This window comes from Nonomuraea composti (assembly GCF_012034275.1).
GTDB lineage: Bacteria > Actinomycetota > Actinomycetes > Streptosporangiales > Streptosporangiaceae > Nonomuraea > Nonomuraea composti.
Window position 1 is genome coordinate 13,773 of sequence record NZ_JAATEP010000089.1, and the last position, 16,590, is coordinate 30,362.

17 protein-coding genes and 1 riboswitch are annotated in these 16,590 nt (G+C 70.4%); of the genes, 10 read left to right on the top strand and 7 right to left on the bottom strand.

Going from position 1 to position 16,590, the window contains the following annotated elements; genetic code table 11:
- Positions 1–483 precede the first annotated feature (483 nt).
- The 5 genes from HCN51_RS54575 to HCN51_RS54595 all read left to right on the top strand — a co-directional run bounded on the left by HCN51_RS54575 (position 484) and on the right by HCN51_RS54595 (position 6,082).
- Positions 484–1,992 carry a peptide ABC transporter substrate-binding protein gene (locus tag HCN51_RS54575; protein ID WP_230465752.1) on the top strand — a complete coding sequence of 503 codons (1,509 nt, stop codon included), beginning with the start codon at positions 484–486 and terminating at the stop codon, positions 1,990–1,992.
- Between the two features lie 129 nt (positions 1,993–2,121).
- Positions 2,122–3,066, top strand: a complete 945-nt coding sequence (locus HCN51_RS54580; RefSeq protein ID WP_080044688.1) for an ABC transporter permease — start codon at positions 2,122–2,124, stop codon at positions 3,064–3,066.
- Positions 3,059–4,033: an ABC transporter permease gene (locus tag HCN51_RS54585; protein ID WP_080044693.1), complete on the top strand. Its 975-nt coding sequence runs from the start codon at positions 3,059–3,061 to the stop codon at positions 4,031–4,033. The genes HCN51_RS54580 and HCN51_RS54585 overlap by 8 nt, the downstream gene beginning before the upstream one ends.
- 11 nt (positions 4,034–4,044) lie before the next feature.
- A complete protein-coding gene (locus HCN51_RS54590) occupies positions 4,045–5,082 on the top strand; it encodes an ABC transporter ATP-binding protein (protein ID WP_080044695.1) in 1,038 nt (345 codons plus the stop codon).
- On the top strand, positions 5,066–6,082 hold the full coding sequence (locus tag HCN51_RS54595; RefSeq protein ID WP_168021678.1) for an ABC transporter ATP-binding protein: 1,017 nt from the start codon (positions 5,066–5,068) through the stop codon (positions 6,080–6,082). The genes HCN51_RS54590 and HCN51_RS54595 overlap by 17 nt, the downstream gene beginning before the upstream one ends.
- Before the next feature lie 41 nt (positions 6,083–6,123).
- Here HCN51_RS54595 and HCN51_RS54600 read toward each other — a convergent pair whose 3' ends face one another.
- From HCN51_RS54600 to HCN51_RS54620, 5 genes are all read right to left on the bottom strand, one after another.
- On the bottom strand, positions 6,124–7,308 hold the full coding sequence (locus tag HCN51_RS54600) for a lipid-transfer protein (RefSeq protein WP_168021679.1): 1,185 nt from the start codon (positions 7,306–7,308) through the stop codon (positions 6,124–6,126).
- Positions 7,305–7,712 (bottom strand): Zn-ribbon domain-containing OB-fold protein, encoded by a 408-nt coding sequence (locus HCN51_RS54605; RefSeq protein ID WP_168021680.1) that lies wholly within the window; start codon positions 7,710–7,712, stop codon positions 7,305–7,307. Before HCN51_RS54605 ends, HCN51_RS54600 begins: the two co-directional genes overlap by 4 nt.
- A 55-nt stretch (positions 7,713–7,767) precedes the next feature.
- Entirely contained in the window at positions 7,768–8,958 is a 1,191-nt protein-coding gene (locus HCN51_RS54610; protein WP_168021681.1) for a S8 family serine peptidase, read from the bottom strand.
- Positions 8,955–9,560: a hypothetical protein gene (locus HCN51_RS54615; protein ID WP_168021682.1), complete on the bottom strand. Its 606-nt coding sequence runs from the start codon at positions 9,558–9,560 to the stop codon at positions 8,955–8,957. Before HCN51_RS54615 ends, HCN51_RS54610 begins: the two co-directional genes overlap by 4 nt.
- 87 nt (positions 9,561–9,647) lie before the next feature.
- On the bottom strand, positions 9,648–10,454 hold the full coding sequence (locus HCN51_RS54620; protein ID WP_168021683.1) for an SAM-dependent chlorinase/fluorinase: 807 nt from the start codon (positions 10,452–10,454) through the stop codon (positions 9,648–9,650).
- A 117-nt stretch (positions 10,455–10,571) separates the two neighbouring features.
- On the opposite strand from HCN51_RS54620, the gene HCN51_RS54625 reads away from it, so the two are divergent.
- The 3 genes from HCN51_RS54625 to HCN51_RS54635 are packed head-to-tail and all read left to right on the top strand — an operon-like array spanning position 10,572 to position 12,313.
- Positions 10,572–10,871: a DUF3263 domain-containing protein gene (locus HCN51_RS54625; protein WP_168021684.1), complete on the top strand. Its 300-nt coding sequence runs from the start codon at positions 10,572–10,574 to the stop codon at positions 10,869–10,871.
- A gap of 39 nt (positions 10,872–10,910) precedes the next feature.
- Positions 10,911–11,681, top strand: a complete 771-nt coding sequence (otsB, locus tag HCN51_RS54630) for a trehalose-phosphatase (protein WP_168021685.1) — start codon at positions 10,911–10,913, stop codon at positions 11,679–11,681.
- 53 nt (positions 11,682–11,734) lie between these two features.
- Entirely contained in the window at positions 11,735–12,313 is a 579-nt protein-coding gene (locus tag HCN51_RS54635) for a hypothetical protein (RefSeq protein WP_168021686.1), read from the top strand.
- A gap of 10 nt (positions 12,314–12,323) precedes the next feature.
- Here HCN51_RS54635 and HCN51_RS54640 read toward each other — a convergent pair whose 3' ends face one another.
- Positions 12,324–13,532 (bottom strand): MFS transporter, encoded by a 1,209-nt coding sequence (locus tag HCN51_RS54640; RefSeq protein ID WP_168021687.1) that lies wholly within the window; start codon positions 13,530–13,532, stop codon positions 12,324–12,326.
- A 44-nt stretch (positions 13,533–13,576) separates the two neighbouring features.
- Positions 13,577–15,001: an alpha,alpha-trehalose-phosphate synthase (UDP-forming) gene (locus HCN51_RS54645; protein WP_168021688.1), complete on the bottom strand. Its 1,425-nt coding sequence runs from the start codon at positions 14,999–15,001 to the stop codon at positions 13,577–13,579.
- 31 nt (positions 15,002–15,032) lie between these two features.
- Between HCN51_RS54645 and HCN51_RS54650 the strand changes: the two genes are divergently transcribed.
- A complete protein-coding gene (locus HCN51_RS54650) occupies positions 15,033–15,587 on the top strand; it encodes an RNA polymerase sigma factor (protein ID WP_080044716.1) in 555 nt (184 codons plus the stop codon).
- A 79-nt stretch (positions 15,588–15,666) separates the two neighbouring features.
- A riboswitch (SAM riboswitch) is annotated at positions 15,667–15,808 on the top strand.
- A 13-nt stretch (positions 15,809–15,821) separates the two neighbouring features.
- The coding region (gene thrC / locus HCN51_RS54655; protein ID WP_168021689.1) for a threonine synthase at positions 15,822–16,590 on the top strand (769 nt) is incomplete at its 3' end.

Sequence of the window (16,590 nt, forward strand, 5' to 3'; positions counted from 1 at the left end):
CGTAGCCCAGCGAGCCGGGGCGTGGTGGCGGAGGCACGAGCACTGTCGTGTAGGGGGTATTTTTCATCGACTGTTCATGTCCAGGCCCTGCCCCTTGAGGTGGATTTGTACCGTTTGCTCCGCTTGGGGCTTATTGTCTGTGACGTTGGATTGGCACACGTGTGACCGAACTGCAACGCGCCAGAGACTCGCTGGTGGCAAGTAGTGAGGGATAGTCGCGATCGACTGGCAGGGCGTCGGCTGGTTTGACCATGTCAGCCAAATCCGGGGGGATACCAGGAACCCCCCGTCAGGCTGCTCACGATCACCGCAGCTCAGCGCTTGGCGCCCACCTGTAGAGGGAGGATTTCTTTCACCATGCGTGTTACTAAGGGCGCACGGATCGTCGCCGGTACCGCGCTGCTCGCCCTCGCGGTTGCCGCGTGTGGCGGCGGTGCCTCGGACAACGGTGGCACTGCCGCGGGCGGTGAAACGCCGGTCCGCATGGAAGTCGGTGAGCCCCAGAAGCTGCTCTTCCCGCAGGACACCACGGAGACCGAAGGTGCCGAGGTGCTCGCCGCGGTGTTCTCGCCGCTCGTGCGTTACGACGAGAACAAGCAGCCGGTCGAGGAGGCCGCCGAGTCCATCACCACGACGGACAGCAAGGTCTGGACGATCAAGCTGAAGTCGGGGTACACGTGGCACGACGGCACTCCGGTGAAGGCCGAGGACTACGCCCGCGCGTGGAACTTCGCCGCTCTCCAGGACAACGCCATGAGCTCGTCCTACTTCTTCGGGCGCGTCGAGGGCTACAACGACGTGCACCCGGGTGAGGGCAAGACGCCGACGGCCAAGGAGATGAAGGGCCTCAAGGTCGTGGACGACTCCACGCTCGAGGTCACGCTCTCCGCGCCGTTCTCGCAGTTCAAGACCATGCTGGGCTACACCGCGTTCTACCCGCTGCCCGCCTCCGCGATCGGCGCCGACGGCAAGCTCAGCCAGGCCTACGGCGAGAAGCCGATCGGCCAGGGGATGTTCAAGGTCGACAAGCCCTACAAGAAGGGCACCGACCAGACGATCGAGATGTCGGTCTACGACAAGTTCCCCGGCAAGAAGCCCGCCGGCTGGACGAAGCTGCAGTTCAAGATCTACACCAGCTCCGAGACCGCGTGGAACGACCTCCAGGCCGAGAACCTGGACATCCACGACTCGCTGCCCGCCACGGCCATCTCCACGGCCAAGCAGGTGCTCGGTGACCGGTACTTCGACGAGCCCGACGCCTCCATCGGCTACATCGGCGTCCCGCTGAAGTACAACAAGGACTTCCAGAACGTCGACGTGCGCAAGGCCATCTCGATGGCCATCGACAGGAAGACCATCGCGGACACCGTCTTCTCCGGCACCCGCTCCCCGGCCGACGACTTCATCAACCCGGCCATCCCCGGCTACCGCCAGGGCGCGTGCACCGCGTGCACGTACAACCCGGCCGAGGCCAAGAAGCTGTACGAGAGCGCCGGCGGCCCCAAGAGCATCGAGCTCGGCTACAACGCCGACGGCGGCCACAAGGAGTGGATCGAGGCCGTCGCGAACAACCTTCGCGCCAACCTCGGCATCGAGGTCACGCCGAAGCCGTTCGAGAAGTTCCAGGGCATCCTGGACGCGCTGGACGCCAAGGAGTACAAGGGCCTGTTCCGCATGGGCTGGTCCATCGACTACCCGTCTCCTGAGAACTACCTGACCCCGATCTTCGGCACCGGCGCCATCGGCACCGGCTCGAACTACGGTGGGTACTCCAACAAGGACTTCGACGAGCTGGTGGCCAAGGGCGACCAGGCCACGGACGCGGCCGAGGGCCTGAAGCTCTACCAGCAGGCCGACGACATCCTCATCAAGGAGCTTCCTTACATCCCGGTTTACTTCTACCGGAGCAACTTCGGGCACTCGACCAAGGTCAAGAACGTCAAGCTCAACCTGCTCAACCAGATCAACTGGGCGGACGTCGAGAAGGCCTGACGTCATTCGTCTGGGCGGACGGCACTTGCCGTCCGCCCGTCGGAGGACTGAGCTTGGAGGCAGCCACTCGGGCCGGGTAAATCACGGATTCCGAGAGGCTGCCTCCAAGTGTGTACCGGAGGGCTGGAAATGGGCCGATATGTCATCAGGCGACTGATCCAGGCGATACCCGTCCTGATCGGCGCCACGCTACTCATCTTCTGTATCGTCTTCGCACTGCCCGGAGATCCCGTCGCGGCACTGTTCGGAGACAAGCGCCCGGACGCGGCCGTGGCCGAGGTCCTGCGCGAGCAGTATCACCTCAACGACCCGCTGCTCCTGCAGTACTGGTACTACATCAGCGGCGTGCTGTTCCGCGGCGACTTCGGCGTCAACTTCGCCCAGGTGCCGGTCTCGGAGATCCTCGCGGGCAAGTTCCAGGTCACGCTGAACCTGGCACTGACCGCGCTGATCATGGAGGCGATCCTCGGCGTCGGCCTCGGCCTGTGGGCGGCGCTGCGCCGCGGCAAGGCCACCGACACCATGATCCTGGCCTCGACGCTGCTGCTGATCTCGATCCCCACGCTGGTGACGGGCTTCGTGCTGCAGCTGGTGCTGGGCGTGAAGCTCAAGCAGTGGACCGGGCTGGACATCTTCCCCGTGGCGGGCACGTTCGCGGGCCTGCGCAGCTACCTGCTGCCGGGCTTCGTGCTGGCCGGGGTGTCCGTCGCGTACCTGACCAGGCTCACCAGGACGAGCCTGGTGGAGACCCTGCGAGCCGACTACATCCGCACGGCCACGGCCAAGGGCCTGTCCAGGCGGCGCGTCATCGGCAGGCACGGTCTGCGCAACGCCCTGATCCCGCTCATCACCTATCTGGGCGCCGACCTCGGCAACCTCATGGGCGGCGCGGTGATCACCGAGACGATCTTCAACCTGCCGGGAATCGGCAATCAGCTCTTCACGTCGGTCTACCTGCGTGAGCAACCGGTCGTGGTGGGCACCATCACGGTGCTGGTGCTGATCTACATTCTGGCCAACCTGGTCGTCGACCTGTTGTACGCCGTGCTCGACCCGAGGATCCGCTATGAGTAACCCAACGCCGCCGGGCGGGCCGGGACTCCCGGAGACGCAGACGCTGGTCCCGGACACGGTGCCGGCCCCGGCGCCGGAACGCAAGGGCACCACGACCAAGAGCGGCAAGCCCGCGAGCCTGTGGACCGACGCCTGGTACGACCTGAGGCGCAGGCCGATGTTCATCATCTCGGTGATCATCATCGTGATCCTGCTCGTCATGTCGTTCTGGCCGTCGCTGTTCAGCGGCATCGACCCGTACAACGCCAGGACCTGTGACCTGTCCACGGCGCGGCAGGCGCCGAGCGCCGGCCACCTGTTCGGGCGCGACAACCTGGGCTGCGACGTCTTCGCCAGGACGATCTACGGCGCCCGCAACTCGATCGTGATCGGCGTGCTCACCACGCTCATGACCACGATCATCGGCGGCCTGCTCGGCATCATCGCCGGCTTCCGCGGCGGCGTGGTCGACACGCTCGCCTCGCGGGTCACGGAGATCTTCTTCGCCATCCCCTCGATCCTCGGCGCGCTGCTGATCGCGGCCACCTTCCGCGGCAGGGCCAACAGCATCTTCCTGGTCATCGTGGCCCTGACGGTGCTCGGCTGGCCGATGGTGTTCCGCATCATGCGGGCCGCGGTGATCACGGCGAAGAGCCAGGACTTCGTGGTCGCCGCCAGGGCGCTGGGCGCGGGAGCGGGCCGGATCATGTTCCGCCACCTGCTGCCGAACTCCCTCGCGCCGGTCATCGTCGTGGCCACGATCAACCTGGGCACCTTCATCGCGGCCGAGGCCGCGCTGTCGTTCCTGGGCGTCGGCGTGCAGTCGCCGGACATCTCATGGGGCCTGATGATCGCCGACGCGCGCAACAGGTTCCTGGAGGCACCGCTGCCCCTGGTGTTCCCCGCGGTGTTCCTGAGCCTGACCGTGCTCGCGTTCATCATGCTGGGCGACGCCGTGCGCGACGCGCTCGACCCGAAGCTCAGGTAGGAGGGGGCTCAGTGAAGAAGACGTCCACCAACGTGTTGCCCGCCGAGGGAGGGCTGGGCGACGAGCCGTTGCTGGCGGTCGACGACCTGCACGTGGAGTTCCACACGCGGGCCGGCACCGTGCGCGCCGTCAACGGCGTGAGCTACACGGTCGGGCCCGGCGAGACGCTCGCGGTGCTGGGCGAGTCGGGGTCGGGCAAGTCTGTGACGGCGCAGGCCATCATGGGCATCCTCGACATGCCGCCGGCGGTCATCCCCAAGGGGCAGATCCGCTTCCGCGGCACCGACCTGCTCAAGCTGTCGGAGGAGGCCCGCACCCAGGTGCGCGGCCAGCGCATCGCGATGATCTTCCAGGACGCGCTGTCCGCGCTCAACCCCGTCTTCACCGTGGGCTGGCAGATCAGCGAGATGTTCCGGGTGCACCGGGGCATGTCGAAGTCCGACGCCATGAAGAAGGCCGTCGAGCTGATGGACCGGGTCCGCATCCCGGCCGCCAGGCAGCGCGTCAACGACTACCCGCACCAGTTCTCCGGGGGCATGCGCCAGCGCATCATGATCGCCATGTCGATCGCGCTGGACCCCGAAGTGCTGATCGCGGACGAGCCGACCACGGCCCTGGACGTCACCGTCCAGGCGCAGATCATGGAACTGCTGGCCGAGCTGCAGCGCGAGAGCCAGATGGGCCTGATCCTCATCACCCACGACCTCGGCGTCGTGGCCGACGTGGCCGACAAGATCGCGGTCATGTACGCGGGACGCATCGTCGAGCAGGCGCCCGTGTACGACATCTACAAGGCGCCGGCGCACCCGTACACCAAGGGCCTGCTGGACTCGATCCCCAGGGTCGACCAGAAGGGCCAGGACCTGTACGCGATCAAGGGCCTGCCGCCGAACCTGCTGGACCTTCCGACGGGCTGCTCGTTCCACCCGCGGTGCCCGTACCGGCAGGACAACTGCGTGACCGACGTCCCCCCGCTCTACGAGATCAGCGGCACGCGCGGCAGCGCCTGCCACTACTGGAGGGAGGTCCTCGATGGCGACCAGCAGTGAGCGCATCCTGGAAGTGCGTGACCTGGTCAAGCACTTCCCGCTGACCCAGGGGATCCTCTTCAAGAAGCAGATCGGCGCCATCAAGGCCGTGGACGGCGTCTCGTTCGACCTGAACAAGGGCGAGACGCTGGGCATCGTGGGCGAGTCGGGCTGCGGCAAGTCCACGCTCGCCAAGGTGCTGATGGCGCTCGAACGGCCCACCTCGGGCTCGGTGAAGATCAACGGCCGGGACATCGCCAAGGCCAGGGGCGGCGAGCTCAAGCGCATGCGCCGCAACATCCAGATGGTGATGCAGGACCCGTACACCTCGCTGAACCCCCGGATGACCGTCGGCGACATCATCGGCGAGCCGTACGAGATCCACACGGAGGTCGCCCCCAAGGGCGACCGGCGCAAGAAGGTGCAGGAGCTGCTGGAGGTGGTCGGGCTCAACCCCGACCACATCAACCGCTACCCGCACCAGTTCTCCGGCGGCCAGCGGCAGCGCATCGGCATCGCGCGCGGGCTGGCGCTGCAGCCGGAGATCATCGTCTGCGACGAGCCGGTCTCCGCGCTCGACGTGTCGATCCAGGCGCAGGTGATCAACCTGCTGGAGCGGCTGCAGAACGAGTTCAACCTGGCCTACATCTTCATCGCCCACGACCTGTCGGTGGTGCGCCACATCTCCGACCGGGTCGGCGTGATGTACCTCGGCAAGTTCGTGGAGCTGGGCAAGGACACGGAGATCTACGACCGGCCCGCGCACCCGTACACGCAGGCGCTGCTGTCGGCGGTGCCGGTGCCGGACCCCGAGGGGCGGGAGCAGCGCGAGCGGATCATCCTCCAGGGTGACCCGCCGTCCCCGGCGAACCCGCCCAGCGGGTGCCGCTTCCGTACGCGGTGCTGGAAGGCCCAGGAGATCTGCGCGCAGGAGGAGCCCCTCCTGCAGATCCGCCCGGGCACGAGCCACGAGAGCGCGTGCCACTTCGCCGAGACGCACGACGTGGTGCACGTGGGCTGACGCGGCTCGCACCGCGGCTCATACCGGGTTCATACCGCGGCTCATACCGTGGCGATGATCGCCGACCCGTGGCCGAACAGGCCCTGGTTGGCGGCCAGGCCGACGCGGGCGTCCGCCGTCTGGCGGGCGCCCGCTCTGCCTCTGAGCTGCGTCGTCAGCTCGACGAGCTGGGCGATCGCCTGGGCGGGGATCGCCTCGCCGAACGAGGCCAGGCCGCCCGACGGATTCACCGGGATGCTGCCGCCCAGCGCCGTCCGGCCGTCGCGCAGCAGCTTCTCCGCCCCGCCCGGCGGGCACAGGCCCAGGTCCTCCATCCAGTCCAGCTCCAGCGCCGTGGACAGGTCGTACACCTCGGCCAGCGAGACGTCCTCCGGGCCGACCCCGGCCTCCTCGTAGGCCGCGTGCGCGATCGCCGCCCTGAAGGGCCTCTCAGGCGCGGGCACGGCCGCGGTGGAGTCGGTGGCGAAGTCCGGCAGCTCCAGCACCGTGTTCGGGAAGACGGGCGTGACCGTGGAGACGGCCGCCAGGCGGACGAACGGGGCGCCACGGCGGCGGGCGAACTCCTGCGAGGCCAGCACCACCGCCGCGCCCCCGTCCGAGGTGGCGCAGATGTCCATGAGGCGCAGCGGGTCGGCCACCATCGGCGAGGCCAGCACCTCCTCGGCGGTGACGCGCTTGCGGTAGCGGGCCATCGGGTTGAGCGAGCCGGCCAGCGCGTTCTTGACCTTCACGGCGGCGAAGTCGGCCGGCGTCGAGCCGTGCAGCGCCATGCGGCGGCGGGCGTAGAGGGCGAAGTAGGCGGGGTTCGTGGCGCCCAGGAGGCGGAAGCGCAGCCAGTCGGGGTCGTCGGGACGGTCGCCGCCCACCGGCTTGAAGAAGCCCTTGGGGGCCGCGTCGGCGCCGATCACCAGCGCCACCTCGCACAGCCCCGCTAGGATCCTGGCCCGCGCGATGTCCAGCGCCTGCGCCCCGGACGCGCACGCCGCGTAGCAGGAGGCGACCCTGGCGCCGGACCAGCCCAGCTCCCTGGCGTAGGAGGCGCCGGAGACGAAGCCCGGGTAGCCGTTCCTGATCGTGTCGGCGCCGACCACGTACTGCACGTCGGTCCACTCCAGGCCGGCGTCCCGCAGGGCCGCGCGGGCGGCCGCGACGCCGTACTCCAGGAAGGGCCGGCCCCACTTGCCCCACGGGTGCATGCCCGTGCCCAGCACCGCCACCGCGCTCATGAGGCCCGCCCCCACATCCACACCAGCGGGCCGTCGGCCAGCGGGCCCGACGTCAGCTCCAGCTCCATCCCCACCTCCAGCTGGTCCACGGTCAGCCCCTTGACCTGGCCGAGCACCACGATGCCGACCTCGTCGAGCTCGACGGCGGCCAGCGTGACCGGCTCGTACGGCTCGGCCGCCACGTAGGGGGCGGGCGGCGGGTAGCAGGCGTTCGTGTACGACCAGACCCGGCCGCGCCTGGGCAGCGGCAGCGCCTCCATGTCCGTGCCCGGGCAGCGCGGGTTGGGGCACGAGCCGCGCCTGGGCGGGAAGCAGACCGTGCCGCAGGCGGTGCACCTGGTGCCGAGGAGGCGGGCGCCGTCCTCGGGGGAGTGGGCGAACCAGCCGTCGATGGCGTACGTCATAGCCGGAGTATCACACAAGCGCTTGCTAGGTTGAATCCCCCTGGCCCCAGCGGCCTCAGGTGCTGGGCTCCCGCCTGCGGCCGCCCTGCCGCAGCACCACGCGCGCCGACATCAGGACCGCCAGCACCACCATGCCCGTCACCACCGGCACCCTGGAGCCCGGCGCCGGCCCCGCCCCGAAGTACGGGCCCGGCCGGGGCGCCCCCGACGCCGGCACGTCCAGCCTGGCGGCCTCACGCAGGGCGAGCAGCGCGTTGGCCACGCCGTGCCCGTAGGCGGGGCTGTAGCCGTCGGAGGGCCGCTTCCTGGTGCCCAGCTCGACGGCCATCCGCACGTGGTACGGCGACAGGCCCGGATGCGCCGACCTGATCAGGGCCGCGATGCCGGCGACCATGGCGGCGGCCGAGCTGGTGCCGTCGCCGACCACGTACGAGTCGCCGCCGTCGGCCGTGACGATCTCCGTGCCGGGGGCGACCACCGACACGTAGTCCTGCTTGTTGGAGAAGGCGGTCACCTTGAGCCGCCGGTCCACCGCGCCCACCGCGATCACCCCGGGGTAGGCGGCGGGGAAGTTCTTCCTGTTGCCGGCCTGGCCGTCGTTGCCCGACGAGGCCACGAGCACGGCGCCCTTGCCGATCGCGTACTGGACGGCCTCCTCCTCGGCCGCCGACCCCTCCCAGGCGCCGCTGCCGCCGCCGAGCGACATGCTGATCACGTCGGCGCCGTGGTCGGCGGCGTACCTGATGCCCTTGGCCAGCGCGTCGCGCCAGCCGGGGCGCTGCCTGCCGCGCAGCGGGTCGCCGTTCTCCAGCGTCACCCTGATCGACATGACCGCGGCGGCGGGCGCCACCCCCAGGACGCCGCCCTTGCGGCCGTCGCCGTGCCCGCGCCCGGCGATCAGGCTGGCCATCGCGGTGCCGTGCGGCCCCCACGCGGCCTCGCGCTCGTGGCCCTCGGTGCCGGTCAGGTCCGGGCCCGGGACGACGGCGCCGCGCAGGTCGGGGTGGTGAGCGTTCACACCCGTGTCGAGGACGGCCACCAGCACGCCCTCGCCCCTGCTCGTCCGCCACGCCTCGGGCAGCCGCAGCGCGCCGAGCTGCCACTGCCCGGCCCGCGCCGCCGTGGCCACGTCGTCCGGGCGCGCGGTCTCGCCGCCGTCGTCGGCCCGGGTGGCGGCGGCGGTCATCAGCCCGCTCGCGCCGGTCATCAGGCCGGCGATCAGGACGGGCAGCGCGAGCCGTCTCATCGGGTCAGCACCTGGTGCAACGCCGTCGCGAGCTGCCGCGCGGCGTCGCGCAGCCGCGGCACGAGGTGGTCGCCCGGCTGGTAGGCCCGCCCGTCGCTGTACCCGGCGGCCGTCGCCACCAGGTAACGCTCCCCGGACCCGACGACCGTCCCGGCGAAGTACTGGCGGTCGCCGAAGCGCTCGGCGGGCCCGCCGGGGAAGGCCGCGGGCCGCACGGTGGCGGGCCGCCCGGAGCCGTCGTGGCCGGTTCCGGGCGCGTCGAGCACGGCGATGCCGACGGTGACGACGAAGGTCTGGGTGCTGTCGGCGTACGTGGCGCGCAGGGCGACGCGGCAGCCGGGCCGGACGGCGGCGGGCTGGAAGGCGATCAGGCAGGGCGCCTCGGGGGCGACCCCGGCCAGCAGGTACGTGACCCTGGCCCCCGACGGGCTGTGGCCGGGCACCGAGCCGGGGAACACCCGCACGACCGGCCAGGCGTGCCAGCGCTCGGAGACGGGGGGAGAGGGGGTGGGCCAGATCGCGGAGACGAGGGAGAGCAGCACAACGGACAGGTGGAACACGGCGACCTCGAACGGAAGGGGAGGGACCTCCGATCTGCCCATGCATTCTGACATGCGAGTGCGCGGTCAATCCGACGCTTCGGTAAACAGCCCGATACGCGGAGTAATTACGGATCTGCGGCTTTCCGCCTATGGAGTGGGGGAAAGTCGCACATGTGCCCCAGGCGGGAGCCCCAGCCGCTGCGCCGCGTCACCCGAGTTCACCGCGATCGCGATCAGCCCCGCCGAGTCCGCGAACGCCACCAGCTCCCCCGGCGGCACCGCCGCGTACGTCTCCCGGTACGGCAGGGCGAGCTGCCGTCGCCCCAGCCACACCCCCAGCGTGTCGCCCACCTGGACGCCCAGCGCCTGGAGGTCGCCGGCCGCGATCGAGAGCTGCGTGTTGCCGTACCGGTCGACCGAGACGACCTCACCCTCCACCGAGCCCTCACGCAGCAGCGAGGTAGGCTCGGGCAGCGAGACCAGCCTGGCCGTCGGCACCTCGGGCCCCAGCTCGGCCGGGCTCAGCCCCCCGCACAGCCGCCCCGCGACCGGCGAGAACACGTCGCGCCCGTGAAAGGTCGGCGAGACAGGGTGCAGGAAGTGATCGGCGTTGCTGATCTCGTACGCCGCCCGCGCGCCGCCGCTGGCGTGCACGGCCCACGACAGCAGCCCGTTGTCCGGGCCGATGAACACCCGCCCGCCCGCCTCCACGGCCACCGCCCGCCTGGCGCCCCCGGCACCGGGATCGACCGCGCCGATGTGGATGCCTTGAGGGAGGTAAGGGATGGTCTGGGCGAGAACCGCCGCGCCGCGCCGTACGTCGCCCGCGGGGATCAAGTGGCAGACGTCGATCACCCGCGCTTCGGGCGCGATCCCGGCGATCACACCATGACAGGCCGCCACATAACCATCCTCGAGCCCATAGTCGGTGAGGAGCGTGATGACTGGGGTCACATTTCGTGACTGTACGTCTCCCAATCCGCCGTGAACAGCCGCACTCCGCACATTACGATGGCCACGGGCCGCGTGCGGGCGATGTGATCGTCACCCGCCCCTTTCGAGGAGGACACCATGGGAGCACCGCTCAGCGGTGACAATGCTGCCCAGGACCCGTCCCGACAACCACTGTCCGACCGCGAACTCGAGCTCCTCGCCTTCGAGCGCCAATGGTGGCGCTACGCGGGCGCGAAGGAGCACGCCATCAAGGAGACCTTCGGGATCTCCGCCACCCGCTACTACCAGCTGCTCGGCACCCTCATCGACCGGCCGGAGGCGCTCGAGCACGACCCCATGCTGGTCAAGAGGCTGCGCAGGTTACGGACCACCCGTCAGCGCGACCGCGCGGCCAGAAGGCTCGGCATGCGTCCCTGACCTGCTGGGTACGGCAGGCGCGTGAAGAACATCCCTGGAATGGAAGCGATCCTGAGTGATCCGGCCGGCGCCGTGATCGGGCTCGACTTCGACGGCACCCTGTCGCCGATCGTCCCCGACCCCGCCAAGGCCGTGATCCACCCCAAGGCACCCGAGGTACTCGCCGACCTGGGTGCGCACGTCCTCGCGGTGGCCATCGTGACCGGGCGTCCCGCGGCCACCGCACTGGAGCTCGGGCCGGGCCTGGCCGACGTGCCGGGGCTGGTCGTGCTCGGGCACTACGGCTTCGAACGCTGGGAGGGCGGGCGGATCTCCGCGCCCCCGCCCCCGCCGGGCGTGCCCAGGGCCGAGGCCGAGCTGCCGCTGCTGCTCGACTCGCTCGGCCTCGACGGCGTGGCCATCGAGGACAAGGGCCGGGCGGTCGCCGTGCACACCCGGCGCAGCCCCGACCCCGAGGGCGCGCTGGCCAAGCTGCGCGAGCCGCTGGCCGAGCTGGCGGAGAAGCACGACCTCGTGATCGAGCCCGGCCGCATGGTGCTGGAGCTGCGGCCGCCCGGCATGGACAAGGGGCACGCGCTGAGCCTGTTCCTGGCCGAGCGGGCGGCGCGGTCCGTCATGTTCGCCGGCGACGACCTGGGCGACCTGGCCGCTTTCGACGCCGTACGCGACTCCGGGCTGCCCGGCGTCACCGTGTGCAGCGGCTCCGCCGAGGTCACCGCGCTCGCCGAGCGGGCCGACATCGTGGTCGACGGGCCCGAGGGGGTCGTCGCGCTGCTCGCCGAGCTGGCCACCGCCTTCACCCGGCCCTGAGCTCTCAGTCAATTGAGACTGATCTGCAAGTCGTGATCCCTAGGGTCGGGCGCATGCAGAAGCGTTCCCTCGCCGTCGCGGCCGCCACCGGGGTGGCCGCGATCACCCTCCTGTCCCTCTCCGCGCCCGCCGTCGCCGCGCCGGCCCAGCGGCTCACGTTCAGGGGCATGACGCTGTACGTGCCGATCCAGTGGGAGGTCCACCGGTTCGGCCCCGACGCCGTGCAGGTGGTCACCGGCCGGTGCGGCAAGGCCATGGGCTGGAGCACCCCCGAGTGCGACTCGTTCTACCTGCTCGGCCCGAAGTACATCAAGGTCGGCGCCGAGGGCTGGGGCCCCTACACCGGCGAGCGGCCGTTCTACACGGCAAGTGACGTGCAGCCCTGCCCGTTCGACGACAAGTGGGGCGAGGTCGTCGGGCCCAAGGTCAGCCGGGGGCTGCGCCAGGTCGGGCCCGGCCACAAGGCCGCCTACAACGCCTGGCAGGCCAAGTGCGTCTCCTACTCCGGCAGCCGGACGTACAAGCGGTTCACGCAGCGCGAGTGGTACCTGCCGAAGACGAAGCTGCTCGTCGTGGACCAGTGGAACACGCCGGGGCTGGCCGACACGCTCAAGCACGCCGACTGGAGGTGACACCCCAGGGTCAGGTACGGGCGCGCGCGCCCCGGCCCGACACGAGCACGCCGGTGACCGCGAGGCCGATGAGCACCGGCACCATCAGGAACGCGTCGCGGGTGCCGAAGCCGTCGGCCAGCGCGCCGAGCACCAGCGGCCCGATCGCCATGGCGGCGCCCGCCCAGATGGGCGAGGCCGCCGCCGCCCGGTCGGCCCGGTCGCCCGAGGCGGCGATCAGCGCGGCCAGCGCCAGCGGGAAGTGCAGGGCCGCGCCGAGCCCGCAGATCACCAGCCCGGCGTACGACAGCACCAGGTGACCGCTCAGCCAGAACACCAGCCAGCCGGCGAGCGTCAGCCCCAGCGCGCCCGCGAACAGCGGCACCGGCGGCAGCCGCAGCGCGAGCTGCGCCCCGGCGAACCTGCCCGCCGCCATGCCCGCGATGAACGCCGTCAGCCCGGTCGCCGCCGCGGCGGGGGACAGGCCGGTGCTGAGGGCGAGCAGGCCGGCGGCCCACAGGGTGAACGTGAACTCCAGGGCCACGCAGCAGAACAGCACCGCGCCCGCCAGGTGGAACCGCCACCCGCCACTGGTCGAGGGATCGCCGGCAGCGTCCGCGCCGGTCGAGGCCGCTTCCGGGCCGGTCGGTCGGCCGGTCGGTGAGCCCGCGGGCCAGACGCGGCCCATCGTCACGACCAGCAGGACGCTCAGGACCGGCGTGACGAGGAGGGCGGCGCGCCAGCCGAGCGCGCTCTGCCCGACCACGCTGAGGCCGAACGTCATCGCCATGCCCGCCACCACCGCGACCGCGTTGGCCTCGCTCAGCGCGGCGGCCCCGGCGCTCCCGTGGTGGTCGCTGAGCGCCGCCATGGCGGTGTAGAGCATGGCCGAGCCGAAGCCGCCGGCGACGGCGTACCCGAGCAGCGTCAGGGGCAGGGCGTCGGAGGCGAAGACGGTGAGCAGGCCCGCGTTCATCCCGGCCAGGCCGGCCCAGCTCGTGGCGCGCCGGCCGTACCTGCGGGTGAGGAGAGGGAGCAGGAGGCCGGCCGCGACCGTGCCGGCGGCCATGGCGGTGCCGTGCAGGCCCGCGACGGTGGCGGAGGTGCCCTGGTCGGCGCGCAGCAGCGGCACGGCGGCGCTCAGGCCGTACACGAAGGTGGCGAAGGCGCTGAGCAGCAGGTAGACGAGCCAGGTCGGGCGGTCTCTGATCAGACGGACGGGCGATAATGCCGTGCTCACCCGGCGGCCTCCCCCACTCGGAATGCCTCCATCGTAGGCGAGCGTCAGGCGAGGGCTTCGAGCTGGGTGGCGAGCCACTTCTGCGGCGGCAGGGCGGTGGCGGCGGCGTGCAGCTTGTCGCGGCGGGTGCGGCGCTCGTCCTCGGGCATGACCAGCGCGTCGTGCAGGGCGGCGGCGGTGCCGCTGATGTCGTAGGGGTTGACCATGAGCGCGTGCGCGCCGAGCTCGGCGGCGGCCCCGGCCTCGCGCGAGAGCACCAGCGCGCAGCGGGGCGACAGGACGGGGCCCTCCTTGGCGACGAGGTTCATGCCGTCGCGGATGGGGTTGACCAGCAGCACGTCGGCCAGCCGGTACGCCGCCAGCGAACGCGGGTAGTCGTCGTTGACGTTGAGTATCAGCGGGTCCCAGTCGACGGTGGCGTACTCGTCCTCGATCTGCTGGGCGCAGCGCTGCACGGAGGCGGTGTACTCGCGGTACTCGGGCAGGTCGTGGCGGCTGGGGTAGGCGAAGGCCAGGTGCACGACGCGGCCGTGCCACTCGGGGTGCGCGGCGAGGAACTCGCGGTAGGCGATCAGGCCGCGCACGATGTTCTTGGACAGCTCGGTGCGGTCGATGCGGACGATCAGCTTGCGGTCGCCGACCTGCTCCCTGAGCGCGGTCATGTGCGACTCGACGTCGGGCTCGCAGGCGCGCCGCCACAGCGCGTCGCCGTCCACGCCGAGGCTGTGCACGCCGATGCGGGTCGTCCGGCCCTCGTAGGTGACGCTGCGGCCGGCACGGTCGGCCTCCGCGCCCAGGAGGCGCTCGCAGCAGTCCATGAACGCCTGGGCCCACCTGTCGGTCAGGAACCCGGCGTGATCGGCCCCCAGGATGCCTTCCAGGACCTCTCCGGCCACGTCGTCGGGCAGCAGCGAGAAGTACTCGGGCGGCGCCCACGGGGTGTGGCTGAAGTGGGCGATGCGCAGGTCGGGCCGCTCGGCGCGGAGCATGGCGGGGGTGAGGGTCAGGTGGTAGTCCTGCACCATCACGCGGGCGCCGTGCCCGGCCTCCTCGGCCAGCGCGAGCGCGAACGCGCCGTTGTAGTCGCGGTACGACTCCCACTCGCGCTCGAACCTGGTGCCGAAGTTGGGCGAGTTCGGGATGTCGTAGAGCAGGTGGTTGACGAACCAGAGGGTGGAGTTGGCCACGGCGTTGTAGGCGCGGTGGAAGGTGGCGGGCGGGATGTCGAGCATGCGCAGGGGACCGGTATCGTAGCCGACGTGGTCGATGCGGCCGCCCGAGGCGAGCCGCACGGCGCTGCGGTCGCCGTCGGAGAGCGCGGCGCAGACCCACAGCACGCCGTCGTCCTTGGCCACGCCCGAAAGGCCCGAGACGAGGCCGCCGCCGCCGCGTTTCATGGTGAGCTCACCGTCGTCGGAGACGGTGAAGGAGACAGGCCCTCTGTTGGAGGCCAGCAGGACGCTGTTCATCGCAGCTCCCTTCGATCATAGGATCCCAGCTATGGCGCTTGATGAGCTAACCGAGGAACTCGCCCGCTCCGCTGCTGCGGGAGATCATCGCGCACTTGGCGAGCTCCTCGCGCGGATTGAGCCCGATGTGATGCGTCACTGCGCCCGGATCCTCCCCTATCACCAGGACGCGGAGGAGGCCTCGCAAGATACGTTGCTGGCCGTGGCGCGTAACATCGGGCGCTTCGAGGGGCGGGCCAGGTTCAGCACCTGGCTGCACATCGTGACGGCCAACTGCGCGCGCACCACGTACCGGTCGCTGAAGCGCAGGGCGGCGGAGCAGACCTCCGACGAGCTGCCCATGCAGAAGCCCGACGTTCGGCGGGTCAGCGTGATCGCGGGGTCGCGGCTCGACCTGCTCGACGCGATGGAGGCGCTGGAGGCCGACAAGCCGGACCTGGCGCAGGCGCTGGTGCTGCGCGACATCGTCCAGCTCGACTACAACGAGGTGGCCGAGCAGCTCAACATCCCGCTGGGCACGGCGAAGTCGCGCATCCATCAGGCCCGCAAATACGTGCAGGGCGTGCTGGGCGAGGACTATCGCTGAGACTGCTTGTCTCGCATGTTGAGACGGGTGGTAATTTCGGCCACTTAAGCGGGTAGAGTCCATTTCAACAACTGCATATTGCTCATCCAGAGGGGTGGAGGGACCGGCCCTGCGAAGCCCCGGCAACCCTCCCGGCTTTCGACTCGCGACCTGGCGAGGCCGACCGGGACAAGGTGCCAATTCCGGTTCGCGGTCAAGGTGGCCGTGGGCGAAGATGAGGGAAGGCCTCGCTTCATGTCGCTCGACTTTGGTCCTGCCGTCGCTCTGTCCTGCCGCGAGTGCGGCGCCCGTTACCCGCTGGGCCCGAGCTTCGCGTGTCAGGAGTGTTTCGGGCCGCTGGAGGCGGCCTACGACTTCGGCGAGGTGACGCGCGCGGAGATCGAATCCGGTCCCGCGAACATCTGGCGTTACCGCTCGCTGCTCCCCGTTCCGGTCGACGTGGCCAGTAAGCCCAATATGAACCCCGGCTGGACGAAATTGGTCAAGGCCGGAAACCTGGGGCGCGCGCTCGGCATCAAGTCCCTTTACGTCAAGGACGACTCGGGCAACCCCACCCACTCCTTCAAGGACCGGGTCGTGGCCATGGCCGTGGAGGCGGCCCGGAACTTCGGTTTCCACACGCTTTCCTGCTCCTCCACGGGCAACCTCGCCGGCGCCGTCACCGCCGCCGCCGCGCGGGCCGGGCTCGACGCGTGCGTGTTCATCCCGGCCAACCTGGAAAAGGCCAAGATCGCCATGGCGCGCGTCTTCGGCGGGCGGCTGATCGGCATCGACGGCACGTACGACGAGGTCAACCGCTTCTGCTCCGAGCTGATCGGCGACCCCATGGGCGACAAGTGGGGCTTCGTCAACGTGAACCTGCGGCCCTACTACGCCGAAGGCTCCAAGACGCTCGCGTACGAGATCGCCGAGCAGCTCGGCTGGCGGCTGCCCGAGCAGATCATCATCCCCATCGCGTCCGGCTCGCAGCTCACGAAGATCGACAAGGGCTTCAAGGAGCTGG

Coding starts and splice junctions, on each gene's coding strand:
- HCN51_RS54575 (WP_230465752.1), top strand. CDS start 484: ATGGAAGTCGGTGAGCCCCAGAAGCTGCTCTTCCCGCAGGACACCACG.
- HCN51_RS54580 (WP_080044688.1), top strand. CDS start 2,122: ATGGGCCGATATGTCATCAGGCGACTGATCCAGGCGATACCCGTCCTG.
- HCN51_RS54585 (WP_080044693.1), top strand. CDS start 3,059: ATGAGTAACCCAACGCCGCCGGGCGGGCCGGGACTCCCGGAGACGCAG.
- HCN51_RS54595 (WP_168021678.1), top strand. CDS start 5,066: ATGGCGACCAGCAGTGAGCGCATCCTGGAAGTGCGTGACCTGGTCAAG.
- HCN51_RS54600 (WP_168021679.1), bottom strand. CDS start 7,308: ATGAGCGCGGTGGCGGTGCTGGGCACGGGCATGCACCCGTGGGGCAAG.
- HCN51_RS54605 (WP_168021680.1), bottom strand. CDS start 7,712: ATGACGTACGCCATCGACGGCTGGTTCGCCCACTCCCCCGAGGACGGC.
- HCN51_RS54610 (WP_168021681.1), bottom strand. CDS start 8,958: ATGAGACGGCTCGCGCTGCCCGTCCTGATCGCCGGCCTGATGACCGGC.
- HCN51_RS54615 (WP_168021682.1), bottom strand. CDS start 9,560: ATGGGCAGATCGGAGGTCCCTCCCCTTCCGTTCGAGGTCGCCGTGTTC.
- HCN51_RS54625 (WP_168021684.1), top strand. CDS start 10,572: ATGGGAGCACCGCTCAGCGGTGACAATGCTGCCCAGGACCCGTCCCGA.
- otsB (WP_168021685.1), top strand. CDS start 10,911: ATGGAAGCGATCCTGAGTGATCCGGCCGGCGCCGTGATCGGGCTCGAC.
- HCN51_RS54635 (WP_168021686.1), top strand. CDS start 11,735: ATGCAGAAGCGTTCCCTCGCCGTCGCGGCCGCCACCGGGGTGGCCGCG.
- HCN51_RS54645 (WP_168021688.1), bottom strand. CDS start 15,001: ATGAACAGCGTCCTGCTGGCCTCCAACAGAGGGCCTGTCTCCTTCACC.
- HCN51_RS54650 (WP_080044716.1), top strand. CDS start 15,033: ATGGCGCTTGATGAGCTAACCGAGGAACTCGCCCGCTCCGCTGCTGCG.